At 44.8% G+C, this 25,134-nt stretch carries 26 protein-coding genes; 1 reads left to right on the top strand and 25 read right to left on the bottom strand.

Annotated elements, in window-relative coordinates; all coding sequences use genetic code 11:
• Positions 1-71: 71 nt before the first annotated feature.
• From rpoD to rpsU, 18 genes are all read right to left on the bottom strand, one after another.
• The gene (rpoD, locus tag ABWW58_RS02220) at positions 72-1,178 is read right to left on the bottom strand and encodes an RNA polymerase sigma factor RpoD (RefSeq protein WP_093669989.1); all 1,107 of its coding nucleotides are present in this window, start codon (positions 1,176-1,178) and stop codon (positions 72-74) included.
• A gap of 36 nt (positions 1,179-1,214) precedes the next feature.
• Entirely contained in the window at positions 1,215-3,011 is a 1,797-nt protein-coding gene (dnaG, locus tag ABWW58_RS02215) for a DNA primase (protein ID WP_353867626.1), read from the bottom strand.
• Positions 3,012-3,034: 23 nt separating this feature from the next.
• A complete protein-coding gene (locus ABWW58_RS02210; RefSeq protein ID WP_353867625.1) occupies positions 3,035-3,511 on the bottom strand; it encodes a YaiI/YqxD family protein in 477 nt (158 codons plus the stop codon).
• Positions 3,512-3,710: 199 nt separating this feature from the next.
• A complete protein-coding gene (gene ccpN / locus ABWW58_RS02205; RefSeq protein WP_353867855.1) occupies positions 3,711-4,364 on the bottom strand; it encodes a transcriptional regulator CcpN in 654 nt (217 codons plus the stop codon).
• Between the two features lie 372 nt (positions 4,365-4,736).
• On the bottom strand, positions 4,737-5,489 hold the full coding sequence (recO, locus tag ABWW58_RS02200; RefSeq protein WP_353867624.1) for a DNA repair protein RecO: 753 nt from the start codon (positions 5,487-5,489) through the stop codon (positions 4,737-4,739).
• Between the two features lie 35 nt (positions 5,490-5,524).
• The gene (locus ABWW58_RS02195; protein WP_445783405.1) at positions 5,525-5,680 is read right to left on the bottom strand and encodes a YqzL family protein; all 156 of its coding nucleotides are present in this window, start codon (positions 5,678-5,680) and stop codon (positions 5,525-5,527) included.
• Between the two features lie 106 nt (positions 5,681-5,786).
• A complete protein-coding gene (era, locus tag ABWW58_RS02190) occupies positions 5,787-6,692 on the bottom strand; it encodes a GTPase Era (RefSeq protein ID WP_353867623.1) in 906 nt (301 codons plus the stop codon).
• On the bottom strand, positions 6,689-7,084 hold the full coding sequence (locus ABWW58_RS02185; RefSeq protein ID WP_093669977.1) for a cytidine deaminase: 396 nt from the start codon (positions 7,082-7,084) through the stop codon (positions 6,689-6,691). The genes era and ABWW58_RS02185 overlap by 4 nt, the downstream gene beginning before the upstream one ends.
• Positions 7,085-7,104: 20 nt before the next feature.
• Positions 7,105-7,479, bottom strand: a complete 375-nt coding sequence (locus ABWW58_RS02180) for a diacylglycerol kinase family protein (RefSeq protein WP_353867622.1) — start codon at positions 7,477-7,479, stop codon at positions 7,105-7,107.
• 1 nt (position 7,480) lies between these two features.
• On the bottom strand, positions 7,481-7,957 hold the full coding sequence (gene ybeY, locus ABWW58_RS02175; RefSeq protein ID WP_353867621.1) for an rRNA maturation RNase YbeY: 477 nt from the start codon (positions 7,955-7,957) through the stop codon (positions 7,481-7,483).
• A 7-nt stretch (positions 7,958-7,964) separates the two neighbouring features.
• Positions 7,965-10,103 (bottom strand): HD family phosphohydrolase, encoded by a 2,139-nt coding sequence (locus ABWW58_RS02170; RefSeq protein WP_353867620.1) that lies wholly within the window; start codon positions 10,101-10,103, stop codon positions 7,965-7,967.
• A gap of 77 nt (positions 10,104-10,180) precedes the next feature.
• Complete coding sequence (locus tag ABWW58_RS02165) at positions 10,181-11,080, bottom strand: PhoH family protein (protein WP_353867854.1); 900 nt, start codon at positions 11,078-11,080, stop codon at positions 10,181-10,183.
• A gap of 181 nt (positions 11,081-11,261) precedes the next feature.
• Positions 11,262-12,479 (bottom strand): sporulation protein YqfD, encoded by a 1,218-nt coding sequence (gene yqfD, locus ABWW58_RS02160; protein WP_353867619.1) that lies wholly within the window; start codon positions 12,477-12,479, stop codon positions 11,262-11,264.
• Positions 12,480-12,494: 15 nt separating this feature from the next.
• Positions 12,495-12,776, bottom strand: coding sequence for a sporulation protein YqfC (yqfC, locus tag ABWW58_RS02155; RefSeq protein WP_353867618.1), 282 nt, complete (start codon positions 12,774-12,776; stop codon positions 12,495-12,497).
• Between the two features lie 785 nt (positions 12,777-13,561).
• The gene (locus ABWW58_RS02150; protein WP_353867617.1) at positions 13,562-14,029 is read right to left on the bottom strand and encodes a YqfB family membrane protein; all 468 of its coding nucleotides are present in this window, start codon (positions 14,027-14,029) and stop codon (positions 13,562-13,564) included.
• A 27-nt stretch (positions 14,030-14,056) separates the two neighbouring features.
• Positions 14,057-15,061 (bottom strand): flotillin-like protein FloA, encoded by a 1,005-nt coding sequence (gene floA / locus ABWW58_RS02145; protein ID WP_093669963.1) that lies wholly within the window; start codon positions 15,059-15,061, stop codon positions 14,057-14,059.
• A gap of 122 nt (positions 15,062-15,183) precedes the next feature.
• Positions 15,184-15,627 (bottom strand): GatB/YqeY domain-containing protein, encoded by a 444-nt coding sequence (locus tag ABWW58_RS02140; RefSeq protein WP_093669961.1) that lies wholly within the window; start codon positions 15,625-15,627, stop codon positions 15,184-15,186.
• A gap of 15 nt (positions 15,628-15,642) precedes the next feature.
• On the bottom strand, positions 15,643-15,822 hold the full coding sequence (rpsU, locus tag ABWW58_RS02135; RefSeq protein ID WP_093669959.1) for a 30S ribosomal protein S21: 180 nt from the start codon (positions 15,820-15,822) through the stop codon (positions 15,643-15,645).
• Positions 15,823-16,062: 240 nt separating this feature from the next.
• Between rpsU and ABWW58_RS02130 the strand changes: the two genes are divergently transcribed.
• Complete coding sequence (locus ABWW58_RS02130) at positions 16,063-16,983, top strand: Na/Pi symporter (RefSeq protein ID WP_093669957.1); 921 nt, start codon at positions 16,063-16,065, stop codon at positions 16,981-16,983.
• Positions 16,984-16,996: 13 nt separating this feature from the next.
• On the opposite strand, the gene mtaB is transcribed toward ABWW58_RS02130, so the two are convergent.
• The 7 genes from mtaB to hrcA form a co-directional block, all read right to left on the bottom strand.
• On the bottom strand, positions 16,997-18,346 hold the full coding sequence (mtaB, locus tag ABWW58_RS02125) for a tRNA (N(6)-L-threonylcarbamoyladenosine(37)-C(2))-methylthiotransferase MtaB (protein WP_353867616.1): 1,350 nt from the start codon (positions 18,344-18,346) through the stop codon (positions 16,997-16,999).
• A gap of 2 nt (positions 18,347-18,348) precedes the next feature.
• Complete coding sequence (locus ABWW58_RS02120; RefSeq protein ID WP_353867615.1) at positions 18,349-19,116, bottom strand: 16S rRNA (uracil(1498)-N(3))-methyltransferase; 768 nt, start codon at positions 19,114-19,116, stop codon at positions 18,349-18,351.
• Between the two features lies 1 nt (position 19,117).
• Positions 19,118-20,062 carry a 50S ribosomal protein L11 methyltransferase gene (gene prmA / locus ABWW58_RS02115; protein ID WP_353867614.1) on the bottom strand — a complete coding sequence of 315 codons (945 nt, stop codon included), beginning with the start codon at positions 20,060-20,062 and terminating at the stop codon, positions 19,118-19,120.
• Positions 20,063-20,183: 121 nt separating this feature from the next.
• Positions 20,184-21,326: a molecular chaperone DnaJ gene (gene dnaJ / locus ABWW58_RS02110; protein ID WP_353867613.1), complete on the bottom strand. Its 1,143-nt coding sequence runs from the start codon at positions 21,324-21,326 to the stop codon at positions 20,184-20,186.
• 184 nt (positions 21,327-21,510) lie between these two features.
• Positions 21,511-23,355 carry a molecular chaperone DnaK gene (gene dnaK / locus ABWW58_RS02105; protein WP_353867612.1) on the bottom strand — a complete coding sequence of 615 codons (1,845 nt, stop codon included), beginning with the start codon at positions 23,353-23,355 and terminating at the stop codon, positions 21,511-21,513.
• Between the two features lie 49 nt (positions 23,356-23,404).
• Positions 23,405-24,019: a nucleotide exchange factor GrpE gene (grpE, locus tag ABWW58_RS02100; RefSeq protein ID WP_353867611.1), complete on the bottom strand. Its 615-nt coding sequence runs from the start codon at positions 24,017-24,019 to the stop codon at positions 23,405-23,407.
• 40 nt (positions 24,020-24,059) lie between these two features.
• Positions 24,060-25,082 carry a heat-inducible transcriptional repressor HrcA gene (hrcA, locus tag ABWW58_RS02095; protein WP_093669943.1) on the bottom strand — a complete coding sequence of 341 codons (1,023 nt, stop codon included), beginning with the start codon at positions 25,080-25,082 and terminating at the stop codon, positions 24,060-24,062.
• Between the last annotated feature and the right edge of the window lie 52 nt (positions 25,083-25,134).

Here is a 25,134-nt window from a genome sequence, read left to right as displayed (position 1 = left end):
AACTAAATGAGCAGCAGCTATCGAAGAACAAAAAAAAATTGCCCCCCCTTATGGGAGCAACCGTGTTTCGCTCAGTCAAGAAAGTCTTTTAGTTGTTTGCTTCTGCTTGGATGGCGAAGCTTACGTAGAGCCTTGGCTTCAATCTGCCTAATTCGCTCCCTTGTCACACCAAAGACCTTGCCGACCTCTTCCAATGTTCGTGTCCGTCCGTCATCAAGGCCGAAACGCAAACGTAATACATTTTCTTCGCGGTCCGTCAGTGTATCAAGAACATCTTCCAACTGTTCCTTTAACAATTCATAAGCTGCGGCCTCCGATGGCGCTTTGGCATCCTGGTCTTCAATGAAATCGCCAAGATGTGAGTCGTCTTCTTCACCAATCGGTGTCTCGAGTGAAACAGGCTCCTGCGCGATCTTCAAAATCTCGCGTACTTTTTCCGGTGATAATTCCATTTCTTTGCCGATTTCTTCGGGTGTCGGTTCGCGTCCAAGATCCTGAAGCTGTTGTCTCTGAACACGAATAAGCTTGTTGATGGTTTCAACCATGTGTACAGGAATACGAATGGTGCGCGCCTGGTCGGCAATGGCGCGAGTGATTGCCTGACGAATCCACCATGTGGCATAGGTGCTGAATTTAAAGCCCTTCGTATAGTCGAATTTCTCAACGGCTTTCATTAAACCCATGTTGCCTTCCTGAATGAGGTCGAGAAACAACATGCCGCGACCAACATAACGCTTCGCGATACTGACCACAAGGCGGAGATTGGCTTCGGCAAGTCTGCGTTTTGCGCTCTCGTCGCCATCATTGATTCGTTTTGCGAGTGTGATCTCTTCATCGGCAGACAGCAGATCCACCCGACCGATTTCCTTTAGATACATTCTGACGGGATCGTTAATTTTGACGCCCGGCGGAACACTGAGATCATTCAGATCGAATTCCTCTTCTTTATGCTTAACATCGGAAGCCGGCGCTTCGGATTCATCTGAAACATCAATGCCTTGATCGGCAAGCGTCTCATAAAATTCATCCATCTGTTCCGGTTCCTGATCAAATGGAGCAAGCCGGGTTGATATTTCTTGGTAGGTAAGAGAACCCCGTTTCTTGCCAAGTTCCAACAGATGTTCTTTTTCCTGATCCACCGTTAGTTCTTGATCCGTCTTGCTGACTTTTCCAGCCATTTGACCCCCTCCTTCCAAATACTGATCATGCTTAACTTAAAAATGTCCTAACTGTTTTTTTACACTGATAATCTCGGATAGCAGCTGAGCCGCCAATTCATAATCCCCGCTTTGCTCAGCTTTCTTTCTCTGCTCTTCCTTATCCGCAATCAGCGATGATTTAGAATGCCTGATGACTTGTTTCACACAATCTTCAATTTCCCCATCATCCGCCTGATCACTCATAGGCATCAATGATAATTCCGTCACCTTGCGCTGCAGTGCCGGATCTTCGAGTTTCTGAAGAAATAGTCCCTCATCCGGCGGATTACCTTGAGCATAGTATGCGTAAAGATATGCGGCCAAGGCTTGATGGACATCAATCGTAAATGAGCCGCCTAATGTGTCCCGGACCTGATCAGAAATTTCCCTGCTTCTCATCATTCGTGCGAGCAGTCTTCGCTCTGCCATCTCATATGCAGGTGGAATCCGATTACTCCGGGCAAGCGGTGCGACGCGGGCTCTTCGCTTATCGCGTCTTACTGCCGTGACACTCATCTGGTGCAGTTGTTTCTTCAAGGAATCAAGGGAAATTGAAAATTCCTCCGAAAGCAATCTAAGATAGTGATCTCGTTCGACCGCTCGATGCTGTGATGTCAGTTCCCTCAATACATCTTCAATATAGAGGAGTCGATCTCCTTCATCACTTAGATTCCTTTTTCTTCGAAGATAATTCATTTTAAAAGTCATCAATGTTTGGCTTGCCCCTATTACATCACTTTTAAATCGTTCGCCGCCAAATTTACGAATGTAGTCATCGGGGTCAAGACCTTCCGGCATGTTTGCTATTTTTATGACTTTCCCATTTCCCTGCAACAGTTCTGCTGCTCGAAAACTTGCTTCTATCCCTGCTGTATCTGAGTCATAGCAGATAATAATTGTGTCGGCCATCCGCGTCAATGCCGCCGCCTGAGCTTCCGTCAACGAGGTTCCCATTGATGCGACACTGCAGGTTACCCCGACCTGATGAGCTCGAACAACATCCACATAACCCTCAAGAAGGACTACCTGGCTGCTTTTCCTAATCGCCTGTCTCGCCAAATGAAAGCCATACAGGATACTGCCTTTATGAAATACATCTGACTCAGGTGAGTTCAAATATTTGGGCTTATCTTCTCCAAGCGTCCGTCCGCCAAAAGCAACCGTTTTTCCGCTCATATTAAAAATCGGAAAAATGATCCGATTTCTAAACCTGTCAAAATATTTGTTATCAAACCCGCGTTTCTTAATCAGTCCCGCATGCTCCATGAATTCAAGACTAACGCCTCTTTTCTGAAGCAGATGAGTCACCGCCTCCCAGCTGTCGAGCGCGTAACCGATTCGGAATCGCTCAATCACTTCTGAATTAAATCCACGCCCCTCAAGATAACGCATACCAGACGAACCATATTTTGCGGTTGTCAATAAATAATGATAAAATTTCGTTAAAAGTTCCAATCCCTCAGTAATTTGTTTCCTCTTTTGATCGTTCGGATCACGATATGCGTTATTCTTTGTAACAGAAGGTCCTAAATCTATATTCGCGCGATCAGCAAGAGATTGGGCTGCCTCGGTGAAGGACATGCCCTCAATTTCCATCATAAACGTAAATAAATTGCCGCCGGCTCCGCATCCAAAGCAATGATAGAGCTGTTTATCAGGCGAGACGGAAAATGAAGGTGTCCGTTCCGAGTGAAACGGGCAAAGACCAATATAATTTTTTCCTTGCTTCTTTAACTGCACATAACTGCCGATAACATCAACAATATCCAGTGATTTCCTAATTTCTTCAATAACCTGTTCCTGAAGTTGCAAATGGCCATGCACCACCAGTATTATTACTTATTTATATCCCAATGATCGAGTTGGCATAACAGTTTTATTAAGGCTTCTGAAAAATATTTACGATTTTGGCTTGTAAACGGCTTTGGCCCTCTAACTCGTTCTCCGGCATTGAGTGCGTGATACGATTGATATCGCCGGTCAAGCAACGCTTCCACATTCTTTTCATTAATCAATTGGCCTCGTATTGAGAGTACAAAAACATTCCGTTTGGTGAGCAAGCCTGCAAGCCCAATATCCTGTGTAACAACAACGTCATTAGGAGAGACGTGATTGACGATGTAAAGATCGGCCGCCTCTTTTTCCTGATCGACAAAAACCCATGTTCCTTCACGATTCGCTGAATAGCTGGCATAGGAAGCAACAAAAACGGTATCAAGGTCAAAGGTATGCGCAATAGTCAAGATTTCATTCTTTACGGGACAAGCATCTGCGTCGACAAATAGTGTGATCTTTTTCATCATCTTAAGCATTCTCTATTTCCTTGTAAAAATCCTGCATGTACTTTTATGTTTTTATTTTTCAAATAGTGTCACAAATTGTCGAATCTTGCGCAGGGCAACAAAATATTATTATAAACTAAATTCTATTATTAAAACAGTAAAACCTGTTTTCTTTTTTAAAGATACAAAAATCGTCAAAAAAAGCGATGTAATTTCTCAATAAATTGAATCACTCACTATCGCCCTTTTCGGATTCACCTACATTTGCAAGACTTACAAATGCCTTTGTTATATTTGTCTTGGTCATTCGACCAATGACTTCAAAGCCATTCCCTTTTTTCCGTACAACAGGAACCGCGTCAATCTCCTTTGTGATGAGCAATAGGGCGACATCCACTACTGTATCATCATGTTTACAATAGGCAATATTTGGCATTCGAGACATAATCACACTGACCGGAACCTGATTCATATCCTGAGATCCAATCGCAGTTCGGAGTAAATCCTTCCGTGACAGGACACCAGCGAGCAATCCACTATTGTCAACCACAAACAACGATCCGACGTCCTCAACAAACATTTCGCACACGGCTTTGTATGCGGAAGCACTTTCTGCAATAACAACAGGTGACGACAGGAATTCCCCAACCTTCAATTTCCGAACTTCTTCAGATAATATCGTACCCGATGTTTGTCCTGTATAGAAGTAGCCGACGCGCGGACGAGCTTCAAGAAAACCGGACATTGTCAAGATTGCCAAATCAGGTCTGAGTGTCGCACGTGTTACGTTTAACTGTTCCGCAATTTGTTCTCCGGTTATCGGCGCCTTTTCTCTAACTATTTGAATAATTTTGTGTTGTCTATCATTAAGATCCAAAGCAATCGCCTCCCCTAATTCTTCTATCAGAAAAACTGCACCTAGCACAGTCCTTAAGCCAGCCTGGTTTTACGCTTCGGTTGCTCACTTTCCGCGGGCGATCCGGGAGCCTCCTCGGCTCAGACCATAATGCCTGCGGGGTCTCCCCTGGCTCGCTGATCCCGCAGGAGTCTCGCACCTACGCGTTTGGTTCATAACCTTTTGATTTGGCAAAAAATCATATGCTCTCTTTACTTATTAGAAAAACCGCGCATAGCACAGTCCTTCGTCGTCACTCTGAATACAGCTTTCATTCATCAACTATGTGCTTGAATGATACTTCAGCTGCGCGCTTCTTGATCCCGGTGCAAAAAAATTCATTCCAATTCAGGCAATCAATTAGTCATTGGTTCGAAATTTGGCTAATTGCTCAATAAAATGCCTGGAACGCAACTTAATTCCGGCATTTCGTTCATAATAAGCATATATTATTGATTCGATCTCGCCAATCGTTTTTGATTTTAATGATACCTTTCCAAGTCTATCAAGGGGAATGGCTCTAATTAGTGGCAGTAATCGTTGCGTTGCTTGGCTTAGAATCAGCGCGTAATCGTCCACTTTCGCGCAGGTGCTGCAAAGAAACCCACCTTCGGACACGGAGAACAAATAATGATCCTTTTTTTCGCCGCAATGAACACAACATGTCAATTCAGGATCAATTCCCGCCTGAGGCATCATTTTCAGTGCATAGATGGAGGATAAAACCGCTGGGTCAGTCCCTTTTTCCATAAGCAGCAATGTATCACAAAGCAGGTTGTAGATACCCTGAGAAGGTCGGCCGTCCTCAGTCAGTCGGTCAGTTAGTTCAAGAATTAGCGCGGCATAACCCATTTTCTCGATATCTTCGCGAATTGCGCGAAACGCGTTCAATGTCTCTGCCTGATATAACGAACCAAGGCCTCTGCCTTTACTAAAAAGACAGAGACCATAGAACAGAACTTGACTCGCTGCGGAAAGGGGATTTTTTGGTTTTTTGGCTCCTCTCGCCATCAATCCGATTTTGCCAAACTCTTTTGTATATAAAGTCACGATTTTATTGCTTTCTCCATAATCGGTAGTACGAATGATAATGCCTTCAGCTTTGGCCATCATCAGTATCACCTGCTTCCCTAATCGCCGATTATTTTTTACGCCCCGGCATGTTCCTTCAGATCACTCATCTCGCAGCTTTGCTGTTTTTGTTCTTCATCTTTTTCCTTTTCTATTTCTTTGATCAAAAGATAAGAGCCGATTGTTCCTGTCATACTAAATAGCTTCCAACTGAGATCCAACATTTCACTCATCCTCCCATTTTTTCTCCTCACCTATAGCGTTGACGAAAAGAGAAGAAACATGTGAAGAAATGATTGTCAATTCAAGATGTTGCAGGCAGGATATACGACTAAGCGATTAATTATTCTGCGACGTGTAACCGAAATTCTTAAGCTCTTCTTCCTTATCACGCCAGTTCTTGTCCACCTTAACCCAAAGTTCGAGGAAAACCTTGGATCCAATTAACGCTTCAATTTCCTTCCGTGCCAGTGTGCCGATTTCCTTCAGCATGCTGCCGGATTTCCCGATGATGATTCCTTTTTGGGAAGTCCGTTCGACCATGATTGTCGCTTGTATCTCTGTTAGATGACGCTTCTCATCCTCTTTCATCTTATCAATCACAACAGCAATTGCATGGGGCACTTCATCTCGCGTCAAATGAAGAATCTTTTCCCGGATTAATTCAGCGACAATAAAACGCTCCGGATGGTCGGTGATCTGGTCGTCGGGATAATACTTTGGTCCTTCAGGAAGGTATTTGCCGATTTGCTCCATAAGTGTAGCTACATTCTGACCCTGGAGTGCCGAAACTGGGATAATTTCCTTAAAGGTATAAAGACTGCGATACCGGTCAATGAGCGGCAACAGTTGATCCGGATGCACTTTGTCGATCTTATTAACAATGAGGAAGACCGGCGCGTTTGTCTTCTTCAGGAAGTCGATAATGAACTGATCGCCTCGTCCATACCCTTGTTCCGCGTCAATGAGAAATAAAACAAGATCAACCTCATTCAATGTGGCAAGCGCAAGAGAAGTCATCATCTGACCTAGCATATGCTTTGGTTTATGAATTCCCGGTGTATCAATAAAAACGACTTGTTCTGAATCAGTTGTGTATATGCCGTGAATTTTATTGCGCGTTGTTTGCGCTTTATCACTCATGATTGCGATTTTCTGTCCGAGAACGCGATTCAGTAACGTTGATTTACCTACATTCGGCCGTCCGACAATAGCCGCAAATCCCGATTTAAATGGTTTACTCATTGCATATCCTCCGATTCAAAGGCGCCGGGAAGTAATTTGGCAACCGTTGTTATTTCCGAAATCCCCTCGGTATTTGACAAGATCACACGCATTTCTTTTGGACACAGCTCGCTCATGACCTGTCTGCACGAGCCGCATGGTGGAACCGGGCGCTTGCTCGCAGCCATAACAGCAATGGCTTCATAATCATGTTCTCCTTCTGAGAATGCCTTAAAAATTGCTGTTCGCTCAGCGCAATTACAAACCGAATAGGCCGCGTTTTCGATATTACATCCTGTAAATACTTTGCCCGACTTTGTGAGCAGCGCGGCGCCAACCTGATAATGCGAATAGGGCACATAAGCCATTCGCATTGCTTGACGCGCCAGCTCAATAAGTTTCTTGTCATCCATTTATTTGCACACTCCTATTTTCAATCCATTAAAGTACTCCAAACAATAATTACATAAATAGTAACGGCGATAACTGAAAACCACCAGACTGCGGCAGCAGCCGTGTCCTTTGCCGCTTTAGCCAATGGGTGCTGATTCTGGGTAATCAAGTCAACAACTCGTTCAATCGCCGTGTTGATCAGTTCAAGACTGATCACACCGCCAATTAAGAGAAACACAATCATCAGCCCAACAACTGACACATGAATAATCAATGAAAAAGCAACAACAATGATCGCGGCAAACATCTGGATATGTAGGTTTCGCTCTTGGACAAACGCCAGCACAAAGCCCGAAATAGCGTCCTTAAAACTGTCAATCAGGTTCTTGTGTCTTCGCGGATGATGTTCGTTCATTTTAGTCCCTGCTTAGGCCAAACGAAGAAAGAATACTTTCCTGCAAACCGAACATTTCCTTCTCTTGTTCTGCATTCTGATGATCATAGCCGAGCAAATGAAGTAAGCCGTGAATGACGAGGAATCCAAGTTCGCGCTCAAAGGAATGATTATACTCAGCTGCCTGTTCATGTGTCCGTTCAACAGAAATAATGATATCGCCAAGAATTCGCGGCTCACCTTCTTCCGGAAGAATTGGCACTTCATTCTCGTCCATTTCTTCGAGTGCGAATGAGATAACGTCAGTCGGCCGGTCAATACCGCGATAATCGCGATTAATTACCTGAATACGCGCGTTGTCAACGAACGTAATGGAACATTCAATTTCGCCTTCCAAATCAAGCTGTTCCGCTGCGTAATCAATCAGCTTGATCACACTCTCTTGTATTGTATGATTAATTTCCTTTGTTTCATCGTGCATATCAATTGTCATTGCCATTTTAGATTCACCTTTTCATTTTAAGGTCTTTAGGATACTCAATGCGGGAATGATAAACACCTCGCAGTGTTTCATCGATCGACTTCTCCACACTTTTCAACTCTTTAAGCGTTATATTGCATTCATCAAACTGACCGTCACTTAATCGATCGTTAAAGATACTTTTAACAAGATTATTCACTTTGACAGGATTCGGCTTTTTCATTGAGCGAACCGCCGCCTCAATACTGTCCGCAAGCTCAACAACTGCCGCTTCTTTCGACTGAACCTTCGGACCTGGATAACGAAATTCACTTTCATCAATTGGCTGCTCGCTTTGCTCCTGAGCCTTCACATAGAAATATTTGAGAAGCGTTGTCCCGTGATGCTGCTCAGCAATGTTGACGATTTCTTTAGGCATACGGTATTGTCGAAGAATATCCGCCCCATCATATGGGTGTGAAATAATGATCGTCCGGCTAAGCTGCGGCGAAATCTTATCATGGGGATTAATCCCATTCATTTGATTCTCAACGAAAAATTTCGGCCGTTTGGTCTTACCTACATCATGATAATAGGCTGCGACGCGGGCAAGTAAACCATTCGCTCCGATCACCTCACAGGCACGTTCAGCCAAATTGGCGACCATAAGACTATGATGATATGTTCCAGGCGCTTCAATCAATATTTTTCGGAGCAGCGGATGGTTCGGGTTCGACAACTCAATCAACCGGATGGGTGAAAGAATGCTGAATCCCGTCTCGAAAAGCGGCATAAAACCATTGGTTAGAACTACGGACAAGAATCCTGATAAGGCGGCAAATCCAAGACTTAGTCCCGTACTCAAAAGCGAAAATGGTGTGTTTTGGAACATCAGAAGCGAAAGCACGACCAGCACATTCACAAGCGCGATTAGTCCGCCGGTTTGCATAATTTTCGGACGTGCTTGACGTTTTCGCAAAACCAAAGCCCCGGCAAGTGATGAAAAAAATAAAACAATGCCCATGCTTGAGTCAAAGATTGCAGCTTTCGCGCTGATACCGAAGAGTACGCTGCCAACCAATGAGAGCAATAAGCCGGAGACAACAGCGACACGCTCATTCAAGAGAATACGAATCATTAGCGGTGCCATGGCCAGTGGAACAAGATAGCTGATTCCTGAGATATTCGTAAGCCTTAGATAGCTGCATATTTTAATGATTGCCGCAGCTCCGCAAAAAATGATTGCGTAGATATATAAAAATTTAACAGAATAGTTTGGGTGGCTCTCTTTAAAGCGGAAATACTCGAACCAGAAAATAAAGGTAATGAAGCTGACGAAAAGAAGCAGCCCAACGAAAGGAATCAAATTGAAGTGCTCGTCTAACAAGCCTACCAATTTAAGCTGTCGAATCATATCATTGGTGACGAGTTCTCCTTTTTTTACAATCACTTCACCTTGATGAATCACGACATTGTCAACATTTCTTGCGGCTTCCTGTTTGTTTTGTTTCGTCGCGTTGGCATCAAAAGAATAGTTTGCGGTAATGTACGCGTGCAGCACTTCATTCAGCGCTCGTCGGATGCTGTCATTCAATACCGATGACGGCAGAGAAGCCGAGGCCTTATCTTGCGCGCGTTCCAGATCATTCCAACCGACTTTAGCATTCATCGCCTCATATATACTCGTGCTTGCGATATCCTCCGCAATTTGAAGATTATGATCTGACGCAGTAATCAAAGCGGTCATGGTGTTGCTGGAAAGATGCGAATCCGTAGAGTCGGACAGACGATCCATAATGATTTTTATTGCCGCATTCACTTGTTCTTGAGTTGAATCGGATGAAATCTTCTCATCATTCTTTACTTCGGCAATCGTATCAAATAAATCACCGACTTTTTCAACCTGTATAAGTCCAAGATTTTTATTATACGCATAGGCTGATGGTGTCGAACCGATCGCTTCTTGCCGCTTCGCTTGCGTAGCTTGTGTGTCCACTGTGTCAATCGGCGACTGAATATCATTTGTCGCAATTTCGTGCAGCTTGACATTGGGATTCTTTGGCAGAACGCTGCCGATCATCAGTCCATACAAAATAAGACCGACAATCAGCACAATTCCCCAATCAGTCAAATAAACGAGTACAAATTTTTTAATTTTTTGTTTGAACGGGATTGTTGGTGTCATTGCTACGCCTCCGCAACCTATCTCCTTGACCTGGCCCGACATTCATATAACGAAATGATCGGGACAAGTAGGCAGAGTCAGTCGCCATATGCTTCAATGATTTTCTGTACAAGCGGATGCCTAACAACATCTGTGCGATTCAGATTAATAAATGAAATCCCATCGACATGTTCTAAAAGTTCTTTCGCCGTCTTAAGTCCGGATTTCTTTCCCTTGGGAAGATCAACCTGTGTCACATCACCGGTAATAATCATCTTTGAACCAAAGCCGAGCCGTGTCAGGAACATTTTCATCTGTTCTTGTGTTGTGTTCTGCGCTTCGTCAAGAATCACGTAGGCATCTTCCAGTGTCCTGCCTCTCATATAAGCGAGCGGCGCCACTTCGATTGTCCCTCTTTCAATCAATCGAAGCGTGTGCTCCGCACCAAGCACATCATGAAGCGCGTCATAGAGAGGGCGAAGATAGGGATCCACTTTTTCCTTCAGATCTCCAGGCAGAAAGCCGAGACTTTCTCCCGCTTCCACAGCAGGCCTTGTCAAAATCAGGCGTTTGATCTTCCCCGCTTTCATCGCGGTCACAGCCATAACTACCGCCAAATACGTTTTTCCGGTCCCCGCCGGTCCGATGGAAAACACCATGTCATGTTTTCGGATTGCCTCAACATAACGCTTTTGACCAAGTGTTTTAACGCGGATCGGTTTGCCCTTACTATTGGTTGTAATTTCATTCGCATACAAATCGCCAAAAGCTTCTAGTTGACCGTTGTCTGCCATTTTCAGAGCATAGACAGCGTCGCGGCTCGTGATTGCGATCCCCTTTTTGATTAGGCTGAGCAGCGCGCTCAGCACTTGTTCCACTTTACGAGCTTCCGTCTCGCTTTCGGCAGAGACACTTACCGATCCGCCCCGCGTCACGATCGAAATTCCAAGCGTCTGCTCAATTATTTTCAAATGAGCGTCTCCTGGTCCAAAAAGCATGAGTGCTTCGTTTCCATTTTCACAATCCAGTGTAATTTTATATAAATGGCGTTCTGGCAAGCTCTTTTTGTCCTCCTCGAAAATCAGTAGCGTTTCCATCATTTTACCATATGTTATCGCTTAAATTCCAATTTGATTTGACGCGCGCGCAATCGCGCCCTTGAAAGATTCCGTATGCACCTTATTCTTCATTCTTCGCTTTCAGTTTTTTCTCCTCTTTTTTTACATCAATTGCACGTGCAGCAGCAATATTTTCATGCACGACTTGATGTGTTCGAATGTACACACTGTTTTTCACTACTTTCTTATAGTCGACGGCGGTATTTATGATTTTCGACTCTTTTGGAAGGCTGTCCAATAGTTTTTTGTCGGATGACTCAACCGCATCAGCAATCGCTTGACTGACCGTTAATTTACGAGTCGCTATTTTTTTCTGACGATCGTTTTCTTGAATCCAGACAAATGGCGTCTGCCAAATCAAAAAGCGGATCGGTTTGCGCAACGTTTCACGATCATAGTGCTTAAATGGCTCTTTATCGAACCCCCACAAGGGCACTCGCAGGTTCCAAAGTTTTAATTGATACTTATGATAATCTGCGCCTGAATAAGTCGTATATCGGCTAAGAAGCGGAATCTGAGCCTCTGAACGATACCACGTCTCGCCAATAACCGTTCCTTTTGCGGAGACGAACCGTGAAGACTTTTCGTTGCCGATTATTCCACTGACCAGAACCTGTCCGGGTTTCACAAATTGATCATTTTCGACGACAGGTTGTCCTGTTTCCACGAATAAACGCTGGATCACCGCCTGTTTTGTCGCCACAAGATTTCTTGGTCCCGTGACCTCTTTTGGCTTCGGGTATTTTTTTTGAACGACGTTGATTCTATAGGCGGTCCCTTCTCTTGAAACACCAATCCACGTTACCTTTGTTAATTTGGTGGATAATGCGTTCTCAAGTTTGCTGGTATCCGGGACGAAGAGATCAAGTGAGCCTTCATAGAGATGATTTTGCTTTAAAATACTGCGAATATGCTCCTCCAGCTTCGAATCAGCTCCTTTGATATTGATCGACCACACCATATTAGAGAGAATAAGGAGGAGCATTAAAAAGAATAGAAGACCGGCCACGATGCCTAGTCGCAATTTTATCTTTTTTAAAAGAAAGGGGAAACCTTCTTTTTTGAGAATACGGATCCGGCAATTTGTGTCCTTGAGCCTTCTTTTCAAAGTACTCGAATTTGTAAGTTCTATAAAACAAATGAGGGTTGTCTCATTTTTGCGTACAATATGCCATATCTTTACGTGTTCACTCACGCAGAGTCGGATGAATTTTTCAGGATCATCACCTATGATTTCCGCCTTCAGATATCCCTCCGCACGTTGCATTGTATGCCTCAACCGGCTAGCCTCCTCTCATTCATCCACAAATCGAACATCATCTACACGTCCTTGAAGAATGATTTCTCTTTCTAGAATCGTTTCAAGGACAAAATCATCACCTGCGATATGAAGTTCGCCTTTATTCATAGCAAGCTTCAACTCTGTCTTTGAGAATGCAAGAACGCCACGATAGTTTTCAATGGAGAGTCGAAACTGGCCAATCAAGGTCAATCGAGGCGACCCTAATACCACATCTTCAGGAATGTCGGACACTTCGGCAAACCATTTTTTTAAATGAGCGCTCCATTTTCTCATGTTTTCTCTCCACCTCTTTACAAACTTATGAGTAAAGAATGTCGGCTAGCACAGAAATCGTTTAGATCATCGAGAAAGTACGGAAGAAATTACCCGAATCAATTATAGGAAGGACAGCAGACACACAACTACTTTGAAGCGGCAGCATGACGTATTGATGTGGTTAAATGAGGATTCGGTATGGCAGCAAAAATCTTATTTCAAAGCAAAAAGGACGATTCCAATCCATATGCGGTGGCTTTCGCGTTGCATACAGGACGTACTTTCACAGGATGTGATGACTTTCGCGTTGCATACAGGACGTATGCGTGCTTAGCGAAAGCTCCCTTACACTTAGCGAAGGCTCCTTACATATGAAAGTTTCCTTTTAGTCGATAGTTTCTTACATATGAAAGTTTCCTTGATCCAAATGCCATTTTGAATCATCAACTTTGTGCTTGAACAGACATTTCTGTTTCATTTAACGCGCAAAATAAGCGGAGATTTTCCGCCTATTTGCATCATAGCACCTGTTTCACGGGTACATAAGGGTAATTTTTCCGCTTATTCACAGAAAAACCCTCCATTTTCACGTTTTTCGATTCAATAAGCGGAATTTCTCCGTCTATTTAAGCGATTTTTTCATTCATTTTCTAATTAGGCGGAATTTTTCCGTTTATTTCTCAGATTGGGCGCTTACCTGATCGCCTAACCGAATCTTATGTACCAACAAGTCAGAACGCTATATTTTTTTAACTGTAAAAAAGCCCGCAACCAATAGAGTCACGGACGACATTCAGATTAAATTAGCGTACCCGGGTCCTGTCAAAAAAGTGATGAGGTTGAACGGCACGAGGTTTTCCAATACATTCTGAGAAAATAAAGGCCTGACGCAGGGCATCTTGATCGCTCTTCCAACCATTCCCGACGGTCTCCGACCCTGATGCCTTTGCCGGACGCAGCGATCGATCGACTGTTTGTTTACTCGATGATTGGTTCATTCGATCCTTAGTTTCATAGTATTTCTTCATCCAGACATTCTCAGCAGTATGTGTATCGGTCGATCCCTGTTCCATAATCGGTTCAGCGCGTGAGGATACGGCGCGTCTCGCTTGAGAAACCTGTTCTTTCGTGCTCGACACTTGCGGACGTGTACTCACTCTCCGCTCTAGTTCTTGTCTCCGCTTCTGTCCTTCGTCATTCTGTTTTTCAACAGACTTTGCAACATAGAAGATCATCCAGATAACTAAACCAATAATCCAGACAAATGACACTGCCTCACCCTCTCTCATGAATGGTGTTTATTTGTACTCATCTCCGGATGTATTGTCATTGTTGTTCTCTTTGCCAAATGAATGGCGCATTTCTGTATCTGCTTTGATGTTGTTGTAATTCATATAATCCATGACACCTAATTTTCCTGATTTAAGCGCGGCTGCCATTGCGAGCGGAACTTCAGATTCCGCCTCCACAACTTTTGCGCGCATTTCTTCGACGCGAGCACGCATTTCTTGTTCATTAGCGACAGCCATTGCGCGGCGCTCCTCAGCCTTAGCCTGTGCGATGTTCTTGTCTGCCTCAGCTTGTTCCGTTTGCAGGAACGCACCGATGTTCTTGCCAACATCCACATCCGCAATATCAATAGACAAAATTTCAAACGCAGTACCGGCGTCCAACCCTTTATCGAGAACGGTCTTAGAAATCGTATCTGGATTCTTCAGCACATCTTTATGTGTGTGTGACGCACCAATCGTGCTGACTACACCTTCACCAACACGGGCAACAACGGTTTCTTCGCCGGCTCCTCCGACTAATCGATCGATGTTCGCGCGAACCGTGATTCTCGCTCTGACTTTAACCTCGATACCGTTAATTGCCACCCCGGCAATATATGGAGATTCAATGACTTTAGGATTGACACTCATTTGGACAGCTTCCAATACATTGCGTCCGGCGAGATCAATCGCCGCCGCACGTTCAAATGTCAAGGCTATATTCGCTCGATGAGCAGCGATCAGTGCGTTAACCACTCGGTCAACGTTTCCTCCTGCGAGGTAATGGCTTTCAAGTTGGTTCGTATGAAGGTCAAGTCCCGCTTTGGTTGCCTTAATCAACGGATCAATGACTCGTCTTGGTACCACCCGTCTCAGTCTCATACCAATCAATGTGAAGATACTGATCCGAACGCCGGAAGACAGCGCTGAAATCCACAACATAACCGGCACAAAAGTGAAAAGAATGACAATCACGATAATTAGAAGTGCAGCAATTATGAGAATTCCTACTGTTGAAGCGTCTAATTGCATAGCTCTCATCCCCTACCTATTTATAATCTGACGTTGCCAGTTGCTCCATTACTCACCTTTGAAGTACTCTTAATGTAAACAAAGCTCTGTTTGTTTTTCCGACAAACAGAGCTTCTCATTTCTTAACTTAATTTACTGCGCACGATTTTATTGATCATGCTTCCATCCGCCCGGCCTTTGACTTTCGGCATGACCGCTTTCATCACTTTGCCGATATCTGCCTTGGAAGCAGCGCCGACTTCCGAAATTGTTTCATCTATAATCGCCGTAACTTTCTCTTCAGAAAGTTGTTCGGGCATATAAGATTGGACAATTGCAATTTCATTGGTGACTTCTTCAACAAGATCCTGTCGCCCTGCGTTCTTAAACTCTTGGAGGGAGTCTTTCCTCTGCTTAAGCTCTCGGGTCAGGACTGCCAGTGCCTCGTCATCGGACAATGGTTGACCTAGCTTGATCGATTCGTTCTGCAGTGATGTTTTAATCATGCGAATAACCGAGAGACGCGCTTTCTCCCTCGCTTTCATCGCTTGTTTCATATCTGTAGTCAAACGATCAACAAGGCTCATTTATAAAACTCCTTCTCAGAATCTGCGGCGTTTCTTACGCGCAGCCTCAGATTTTTTCTTGCGCTTAACGCTAGGTTTCTCATAATTTCTCCGCTTCTTAACTTCTGCTAATGTACCGGATTTAGAGACCGACCGTTTAAAGCGTCGCAACGCATCTTCAATCGATTCATTCTTCCGAACTCTTGTCTCGACCATCTTTGTTTCCCTCCCTCCAAAAACGAAAACAACTCAACTGACATCTCTTTTATGTCACTTGCCATTATATACGATAAAAAAAAAATTATCAAATTTAAGAAAGCGTTATTTTTAAACCATCTCTATTTTTTAAGTGCATTTCATGCAATAACAACATATCGAAAAATTATTTTCATGTATAAATATCTTTTTGTCATGCTCGTACCCACTTGTCCATACAATAGGACGAGGTGAGCGGACGTGGATCAACAGGTAATTATTTTTATCTTATATATCTTACTTTTTTTATTTGGCATGGGCGTCATGACGGGCGGTATGCACGCGCTCGTTGGAGACCGGATGCGCCAAACACTCGAACGTGCCGCAAGCACACCGTTGAAGGGCCTGCTGATTGGAACAATCGCATCCATGCTTCTGCAGAGCAGCTCAGCAGTAACCATCATCACGGTCGGATTGATTGGCGCACGAGCGATGCGCTTCTCACAGAGCGTCGGAATTATTCTCGGTGCGAATATCGGTACCACGATGACCGGAGAGATTGCTGCCTTACCCATCGGATCATTACATTACGTTTTTTTCGGCGCAGGTCTGATCATGATGTGCCTTCCGTTCCGGCGATTCTTTTCATTCGGGACATTTCTGTTCGGCATCGGCTGCCTGTTTGCCTCGATGAATGGATTTAGTTCGCTTGCCGAATCACTCATTCAGTCACCATTTATCCGCGATCTTCTCGTTGATGCCAATGATAGTATGATCTATGCAGTAATTGTCGGAACCTTGTTTTCAGCAATTATCCAGTCCAGCTCCGCCACATTACTTGTCTGCATGGGATTCTTGGACCACAACATCCTGTCCCTGCCTGCGGCGATCGCCATCATGCTCGGTTCGAATGTCGGTACTTGCCTCACCACTTATATCGCGAGCTTGGGGACCGGCAGAGAGGGCAGATGGACCGCATACACTCATATTCTTTTCAACGTGCTAAGCGTTATTGTCTTTTTCCCATTCATTCACTACATGGCAGATTATTCGATAATAATCGGGGGAACAGGACGAGCAGCACTCGCACACGCATCGGTTATCTTTAACCTGATCACCGGTTTAATCGCCGTACCTCTTGCCGCGCCTTTTGGCCGCTGGGTTGAGCGAACACGCCTTTAATCAGACACACGGATCAGATCGTCACGGCGGATTGTCCGTTCTCAGCAAATCGAACGAACACGCCTTCATTCATTGGATAGCCTGTTTTCACAAGTTTAACGCGTGCTAGTTTACCGACAATATCTTTGGACGGATACTTAAATTTCACTTTCAAATAATTATCCGTGAAACCGACAAAATAGCCGTCCGGTTCGCGATGATTCAAAGGTTCTTCCGGAATCACTTCCAAGACTTGATCCTGATAACCGGCTGCATATTCGGCGGACAGCTTGCTTGATAATTCGATCAAGCGATCCACACGTTCATGCTTCACCTCGTCCGGTACCTGATCCGGCATACCTGCGGCAGGTGTGCCCGTTCGTTGTGAATAAGGGAAAACATGCAATTCAGAGAAACGAAGATCACGAATAAAATCGTAAGTTTCTTGAAATTCTTCATCGGTTTCGCCAGGGAAGCCGACAATCACATCGGAAGTCAAAGCGAAATCCGGCAAAGCCTCACGCAGCCGGGCCACTTTCTCAGCAAAATACTCGGTTTTGTACTTGCGATGCATCCGCTCCAAAACGCTATCGGAACCAGCCTGAAGCGGAATATGGAGATGGCGTGCAAGGATTTTCGAACGCCCGACAACGTCAATTACTTCATCGGTAATCTGACTTGCCTCAATAGACGAGATTCTCAATCGTTTCAAACCACGAACATTTTCCTCTAAATCGCTAAGTAGATGCGCAAAATTGTAATCGTTCATGTCCTCACCATACCCGGCAGTATGTATTCCGGTGAGCACGATCTCCTTATAGCCGGCATCGACCAACTGCTGAGCCTGCTTCATCACGTTTCCAGGTTCCCGTGAGCGCAACAGTCCACGCGCCCATGGAATGACACAAAACGTGCAAAAGTTATTGCAGCCTTCCTGTATTTTCAGTGATGCACGGGTGCGGTCGGTAAATTCGGGAACATCAAGCTCTTCGTATACTTTCGCCTTCATGATGTCACTGACCCCATTGATCGGCTCGCGTTCATTGCGAAACTGATCAATATATCCAAGCAGACGCTCACGATCCTGCGTCCCGACCACAATATCCACACCAGGTATGGACATGACTTCAGCCGGAGAAGTCTGAGCATAACATCCGGTCACGCAAATCACCGCATCCGGGTTATTACGAATGGCACGGCGAATCGTCTGGCGGCTTTTCTGGTCGCCGGTATTGGTAACCGTGCATGTATTAACAATATAGACATCAGCGTGTTTTTCAAAATCGGCACGTTCATAACCGCCTTTTTTGAAGAGCTGCCATATGGCTTCTGTTTCATAGTGATTGACTTTACATCCTAACGTATGAAAAGCAACTGAAGGCATTTTTATTCACCCACCTCACAATTTAATAATTCAAAATGATAGGAAATTGCCGACAAAAGATAAACAGACGCCGTCTCTGTCCTTAAAATTCTCGGACCCAATCCACAGAGAATAAATCCATGAGCTTCAAGCTGTCGCGCTTCGTCTGAAGTTAACCCGCCTTCCGGTCCAATAACAGCGAGCAGCTGATCTCCTTTGCCCATTTTACCCAAAAGTGTTGGAAACCCGGCTTGCGCGCCTGCCTTTGCTGTTTCTTCAAATGCGACCATTTTGATTGTGAATGATGCACTGAATGTGATCAACTGGTCGAGATTCATTGGTTCGCCAATTTCAGGTATGAAGCGTCGATGCGATTGTTCCGCTGCTTCTTTAGCAATTTTCTCAAGACGGAGCTTTTTCTTATCCTTCTTGTCCTTTTTCCAAACGGCTACGGAGCGTTCCGCTTGAAATGGGATAAATTGAGCAGCACCGCACTCCGTACCTTTTTGAATAATTGTATCAAATTTATCAGCTTTTGGAATGCCTTGAGCAATTGTGACATCGATAGGAAGCTCCGGGTCCGCAGTTAGTCTGCTCTTAATCGCTGCATGCACCTGATCCTCGTCGATATACTCAATTTCGCATAAATAGGCATCACCTTTATTGTTCGCGCAAATAATCGAATCAGAAGGTTTCATGCGCATCACCTTCTGAATATGCCGAGAATCGGCCCCTGTGATCGTGACTCTTTTCTCCGTAAAGTGGTCTTCCGGAACAAAATAACGCTGCATCTCAATCCGCCTTCTCAGCAATCAGCGCGACCCAATCGCCGGAGTCCCTTTCATCAACGACATGAAGCCCCGCTTGAGCAAGTGCCTGCGCGACTTGTTCTTTTTTCGGTTTAATAATCCCCGACACAATCAGCTGCCCGTTTTCTTGCAACAAACTCGCGACACCGCCCTTAGCCAGTCGGATAACCAGTTCCGCAAGTAAATTGGCGACAACGATGGTGTACACACCTTTTATATTATCAGAAAGGTTGTTTTGGCGAACCGCAACAACCTCCTGAACTTTATTTAATTTGATATTAAGTTTTGCGGATTGAACCGCGACCGGATCCAAGTCGACAGCGTTCACTTGACGCGCGCCAAGCTTCGCAGCTGCAATTGCCAGGACGCCGGTACCTGTCCCGACATCAAGCACCGTTGCATTCTCAGGCAAGTATTTCTCAAGTGCTTCAATGCACAGTACTGTGGTCGGATGAGTTCCGGTTCCAAACGCCATTCCAGGATCGAGTTCAATCACATGACGCTCATGATCCTCAGGCTGAAATAATTCCCATGTCGGAGCAATATAAAAGTGTTTGCCGACACGCACGGGCTTATAATATTTCTTCCATGCGGTTGCCCATTCTTCTTCATTGTGTTCGCTAAGTGTCATGCGGCCATCGCCCAAGTCGATATCATACAAGAGAAGATTATTCAGCGATTGCTTAATCTCTTCGACAGTCTCGCCAAGAAAACTGTTGATCGGCAAATAGGCTTTGACATTCACTCCGTCAAGAGGATAATCCGCAGGATCCAGAGAGTATACCGAGTCTTTATCAGACGCCAGCGTTCTTAGCAAATCCTGTGAATCTTCAATGACTACGCCACCGGCGCCGGCTTCATAGAGAACATTAGTCACCGCTTCAATTGCTTCTTCGGTTGTATGAATACAAATCTCCGACCATCTCATCGCGTTTATAGATTCGCTCCTTAAAAGAAGATGTGTAGAAAAACTGGCGATCATATTAGGTTTAGGGTGAAGACCAGCCGCTCTGTCCTATTAATGATCAATGAAAACGATGATGCGGGAATCAGTCCGCTTTAAATACCTTTTTCTTCATTTTGTCAAAAAAACTCTCGTCATCTTCATTCAGCGCGCTGCCTTCAGTAGCGGCCAATTTCTTAAATACCGCTTTCTGCTCATCAGACAAATGCTTCGGCGTCACAACTTTCACCGTGATATGTTCATCGCCTTGACCATATCCTCTGACATTTTTTATGCCTTTTCCTCTTAATCGGAACTTGGTACCCGTCTGTGTTCCCGCCGGAATCCTCAGCTTCACTTTTCCGTAAAGAGTCGGAACCTCAATTTCATCACCGAGCGCGACTTGAGCGAAGTTCAACGGTACCTCCAGAAGAACATCGTCTCCGGCACGCTGATAATATTTATGCGGCTTTACGCTGAAAACAATGTACAGATCACCTGATGGGCCTCCGTTTACTCCTGGTTCGCCTTGACCGGATAGGCGAATTTGCTGCCCGTCGTCAATACCCGCAGGAATCTTGACTTCGATTTTTTTATTCACTTTCATTTTACCGGTTCCGGCACATGTTCCACATGGATTTTTAATCATTTTCCCCGTACCATGGCAATAAGAGCAGACACGACGATTAACGATACGTCCAAAAGGTGTGTTCTGCTCCTGATTCAGTTGACCGGTGCCGTGACAATGCGTACATTGTACCGGCTTTGTTCCAGGTTTAGCACCGCTGCCATGACATGTTGTGCAGGTTTCTTCCTTTGGTATACGAATATCCGTAGTCTTGCCAAAGGCAGCTTCCTCAAATGTAATTGACATTTCATATTGAAGATCAGATCCTTGGCGCGGCGCATTAGGGTCACGCCGTCTGGAAGACCCTCCGTTAAAAATCTGATCAAAAATATCGCCAAATCCACCGAAATCGGCTCCGCTGAAACCTTGGCCGCCGCCAAATCCACCAAATCCGCCTTGATTCGGATCCGCTTCGCCAAATTGATCATACTGTGCCCTTTTTTGCGGATCACTTAAGGTTTCATATGCCTTAGTAACTTCCTTAAATTTCTCCGGCGCGTCCGAATCCTTATTCACATCGGGATGGTATTTCCGTGCCAATTTTCGAAATGCTTTCTTGATTTCCTCCTTCGACGCGTCTTTGCTTACGCCGAGGATCTCATAATAATCCCGTTTACTCATCAAATCACTCCCGAAATGATTTCACATAAAGTTTATCATATCATTCGCTTCGTTGGTTAAGCAAGAAAAAGCCAAAGCCAGAACCCGCGTCCGACTTCGACTTTCTCACAAAAACTGCTTTCAGGTTTAGAACACCGAGACCCCTGGGTCCCATTGAACAGATCAATAATTAACGTATGAACGATCAGTTCTTTTTGTTCTTGTCTTTATCCTCATCGTTAACTTCTTTGTAATCCGCATCAACGACATCGTCATCCGCTTTTTTGCTGTTATCGGCTGCACCTTGCGCGCCTTGTGCTTGTTGCGCCTGTTGATACAGTTTCACAGAAAGCTGCTGAACAACTTCGTTTAATTCATCTTTTGCGGCTTTAATGGCGTCAAGATCCTTGCCTTCAAGCGCCTTTTTCAGCTTATCCTTAGCGGCTTCAGCTTTCGATTTCTCGGATGCGTCCACTTTGTCGCCAAGGTCTTTAATTGTTTTCTCCGTTGCGAAGATTAATTGATCCGATTCATTGCGAAGATCAACTTCTTCTTTGCGTTTCTTATCTGCATCCGCGTTCGCTTCAGCATCTTTAACCATCTTGTCAATTTCATCGTCGCTCAGACCTGAAGACGATTGAATCGTGATGGATTGTTCCTTATTCGTACCTTTGTCTTTTGCTTTAACGTTTACAATACCGTTCGCATCAATTTCGAATGTTACTTCGATCTGCGGAATACCACGTGGTGCCGGCGGAATATCGGTCAATTGGAACCGTCCAAGCGTTTTGTTATCCGCGGCCATCTGGCGTTCGCCTTGCAGCACGTGAATGTCCACGGCTGTCTGGTTGTCAGCTGCCGTCGAGAAGACTTGGGATTTGCTTGTTGGGATCGTTGTGTTGCGATCAATCAGTTTCGTGAATACACCGCCCATGGTTTCAATACCAAGGGATAGCGGCGTAACGTCAAGCAGAACGACATCCTTTACATCTCCGGTCAGGACGCCGCCTTGGATTGCGGCACCGACAGCGACCACTTCATCAGGGTTTACGCCCTTGCTTGCTTCTTTTCCCGTCAGATTCTTGATTGCAGCCTGAACAGCCGGAATACGCGTCGAACCACCGACAAGAACAATTTTATGGATGTCATCCATAGTCATGTCTGCGTCGGACAACGCACGACGAACCGGACCCATCGTTGATTCAACTAAATCAGCAGTCAATTCATCGAATTTCGCACGTGACAGGTTCGTTTCCAAGTGTTTCGGACCAGACGCATCTGCTGAGATAAACGGAAGTGAGATTTGCGCCTGTGATACACCGGATAATTCCTTTTTCGCTTTTTCAGCGGCGTCTTTCAAACGTTGCAGCGCCATCTTGTCACCAGAAAGGTCAAGACCGGTTTCCTTCTTGAATTCACCGATCAAATACTGGATGATGCGTTCATCGAAGTCGTCGCCGCCAAGTTTGTTGTTACCTGCGGTAGCTTTAACTTCGAAAATGCCGTCGCCAAGTTCAAGAATGGAAACATCGAACGTACCGCCGCCTAAGTCGAATACAAGAATCGTCTGATCTTCACCTTTATCAAGACCATAAGCAAGTGATGCCGCTGTCGGTTCATTGATAATTCTCAGTACTTCAAGTCCTGCGATTTTACCTGCATCCTTTGTTGCCTGACGTTGCGCGTCGTTAAAGTAAGCAGGCACCGTAATAACCGCTTTATCAACACTTTCGCCTAGATAAGCTTCAGCGTCTGATTTCAGTTTCTGAAGGATAATTGCTGAAATTTCCTGCGGGGTATATTTTTTACCTTCCGCCTCAACTTTATAGTCCGTGCCCATATGACGTTTGATCGAAAGAATCGTATTCGGGTTGGTGACCGCTTGACGTTTTGCAACTTCGCCGACTTGACGTTCACCATTTTTGAATGCGACAGCAGAAGGTGTTGTTCTTGCTCCTTCCGGGTTAGGAATAACGACCGGTTCGCCGCCTTCCATAACTGCCACGCAAGAGTTTGTCGTTCCTAAGTCAATACCAATAATTTTGCTCATGTTCATTTCCTCCTAATATTTAAAAAACATTAAGTTTGAACCTTCTAAATCAAGAGCTGACCTTCACCATTGCAGGACGAATCACACGTCCATTCAAAGTATAGCCTGCCTGAAGTACTTGAATTACTGTGCCGGATTCATGATCAGCGCTCTCCTCCTGCATAACTGCCTGATGCACATTGGGATCAAACGGCTGATGCAGCGATGGAATTTCCTCGACGCCTTCCTTTTTAAGTGCATTTTCCAATTTTGAGAGCAGCATTTCCATTCCCTTTTTTAGGGATTGACCCTCTTCGGAAACCGTCTCAACTGCAAGTGCGCGTTGGAAATTGTCCACAATTTCAAGGATATCCGAGACAAGATCCTGAGCGCGAAACTTACGTGAATCGGCCTTTTCTTTAGTTGTGCGCTTGCGGAAATTATCGAAGTCAGCCTGTGTTCTAAGCAACCGATTATTAAAATCATCCGATTGCTTCTTAAGTGAATCAATTTCAGCTGTCTGTTCGGCGATCTTCTTGAGAAGCGCTTCGCTATCCGGAGCGGCAGTCTCATCTGTTTCCGGTGCTTCTGAGGTGTCGGCAACTGTTTCTGCTGTTTGTGCGTCCTTGATTTCTTCTGTTTCTTCGTTGGTGTTTTTAGTTTCTTTGTTTGCCTGTTCTGTCATAGGCTCACCTCCTGAACTAGTTAAAGAGCTACTCATCTCTTCACTCTTGTTTATTTAGATTTTCAGTTAATAATTTGGAGACCATATCGATCAGTGTAACAACTCTCGGATAAGCCATTCGCTTAGGACCGATCACAGCGACCGTACCCAGGTGTTCACTTCCTACCGAATAAGTAGTCGTGATCAGGCTGCAATCCTCAATGCCATTAAGTTTGTTCTCGCGGCCGATACGAATATGCAGCCCTTTCGCCGGCATACTCATTAATTCACGGACGATCTCTTTTCCCTCAAGCACATTTAAAAGTGAAATGATCTTATCGACGTCCTGAAATTCAGGCTGGGACAGCATATTGCTTTTCCCACTGTAGAAAATCTGCTCAGGATCATTGATCGTCAAACTGTCTTTCAGCAGAGTCATCACTCGTTCGTAATCACGGACATGAGCACGAAGCACACTGGCAATCTCGACATTCAGACGACTTTGAAGTTGATAGAGCGGAACCATTTTCAGTTTGTCATTCAAGATATTAACAATCTTCTCAATATCATCCGCTTTTATCGACTCTGGAAACGACACGACACGATTTTCCACATGACCGGTATCTGTCACGATAATCAATACACCTTGAGTCTCATTCAGTTTAACCAACTGAATATGTTTCAGCTTCATTTCCAAGAGTTCGGGGCCGAGCATAATCGCTGTGTAATTCGTGAACTCGGACAGCACTTGGGCTGTGACCCGAATCAGTTCCTCCGTCTCAGAAAATTTCTTCTGATAGGCGTACCGAATATTTCCCATTTCATCATCGGAGAGAAGCACCGGTGAGAGTAAATGGTCGACATAAAAACGATACCCCTTTTCGGAAGGTACCCGCCCTGAGGAAAGATGTGTTTTCTCAAGATAGCCCATCTCTTCCAAGTCCGCAAGTTCATTTCTGATTGTCGCCGGACTGAAATTGACATCATCGTGTTTCGCAATTGATCGTGAACCGACCGGCTCGGCAGAGACAACATAGTCATTAACGAGAAGCTGCAGCAAAAACAATTGACGATCAGTTAACATCTTGTTGATCACCTCTGTTAGCACTCGATCTAACCGAGTGCTAATTCTACAT

It is taken from the genome of Sporolactobacillus caesalpiniae, assembly GCF_040513385.1.
GTDB lineage: Bacteria > Bacillota > Bacilli > Bacillales > Sporolactobacillaceae > Sporolactobacillus.
Note: the sequence above shows the minus strand (reverse complement) of the source record. Positions and strands in the feature narration are given on the sequence as shown.

Coding starts and splice junctions, on each gene's coding strand:
- ABWW58_RS02185 (WP_093669977.1), bottom strand. CDS start 7,084: ATGGATGACAAGAAACTTATTGAGCTGGCGCGTCAAGCAATGCGAATG.
- floA (WP_093669963.1), bottom strand. CDS start 15,061: ATGCAATTAGACGCTTCAACAGTAGGAATTCTCATAATTGCTGCACTT.
- ABWW58_RS02180 (WP_353867622.1), bottom strand. CDS start 7,479: ATGAACGAACATCATCCGCGAAGACACAAGAACCTGATTGACAGTTTT.
- dnaJ (WP_353867613.1), bottom strand. CDS start 21,326: ATGAGTAAACGGGATTATTATGAGATCCTCGGCGTAAGCAAAGACGCG.
- grpE (WP_353867611.1), bottom strand. CDS start 24,019: ATGACAGAACAGGCAAACAAAGAAACTAAAAACACCAACGAAGAAACA.
- era (WP_353867623.1), bottom strand. CDS start 6,692: ATGAGTAAACCATTTAAATCGGGATTTGCGGCTATTGTCGGACGGCCG.
- dnaK (WP_353867612.1), bottom strand. CDS start 23,355: ATGAGCAAAATTATTGGTATTGACTTAGGAACGACAAACTCTTGCGTG.
- rpoD (WP_093669989.1), bottom strand. CDS start 1,178: ATGGCTGGAAAAGTCAGCAAGACGGATCAAGAACTAACGGTGGATCAG.
- ABWW58_RS02165 (WP_353867854.1), bottom strand. CDS start 11,080: ATGCTTTTTGGACCAGGAGACGCTCATTTGAAAATAATTGAGCAGACG.
- ABWW58_RS02210 (WP_353867625.1), bottom strand. CDS start 3,511: ATGCTTAAGATGATGAAAAAGATCACACTATTTGTCGACGCAGATGCT.
- ABWW58_RS02195 (WP_445783405.1), bottom strand. CDS start 5,680: ATGAGTGAAATGTTGGATCTCAGTTGGAAGCTATTTAGTATGACAGGA.
- mtaB (WP_353867616.1), bottom strand. CDS start 18,346: ATGCCTTCAGTTGCTTTTCATACGTTAGGATGTAAAGTCAATCACTAT.
- rpsU (WP_093669959.1), bottom strand. CDS start 15,822: ATGGTCGAGACAAGAGTTCGGAAGAATGAATCGATTGAAGATGCGTTG.
- ABWW58_RS02140 (WP_093669961.1), bottom strand. CDS start 15,627: ATGAGCCTTGTTGATCGTTTGACTACAGATATGAAACAAGCGATGAAA.
- ABWW58_RS02120 (WP_353867615.1), bottom strand. CDS start 19,116: ATGCAGCGTTATTTTGTTCCGGAAGACCACTTTACGGAGAAAAGAGTC.
- prmA (WP_353867614.1), bottom strand. CDS start 20,062: ATGAGATGGTCGGAGATTTGTATTCATACAACCGAAGAAGCAATTGAA.
- ybeY (WP_353867621.1), bottom strand. CDS start 7,957: ATGGCAATGACAATTGATATGCACGATGAAACAAAGGAAATTAATCAT.
- yqfC (WP_353867618.1), bottom strand. CDS start 12,776: ATGAGAAAATGGAGCGCTCATTTAAAAAAATGGTTTGCCGAAGTGTCC.
- recO (WP_353867624.1), bottom strand. CDS start 5,489: ATGATGGCCAAAGCTGAAGGCATTATCATTCGTACTACCGATTATGGA.
- ABWW58_RS02170 (WP_353867620.1), bottom strand. CDS start 10,103: ATGACACCAACAATCCCGTTCAAACAAAAAATTAAAAAATTTGTACTC.
- hrcA (WP_093669943.1), bottom strand. CDS start 25,082: ATGTTAACTGATCGTCAATTGTTTTTGCTGCAGCTTCTCGTTAATGAC.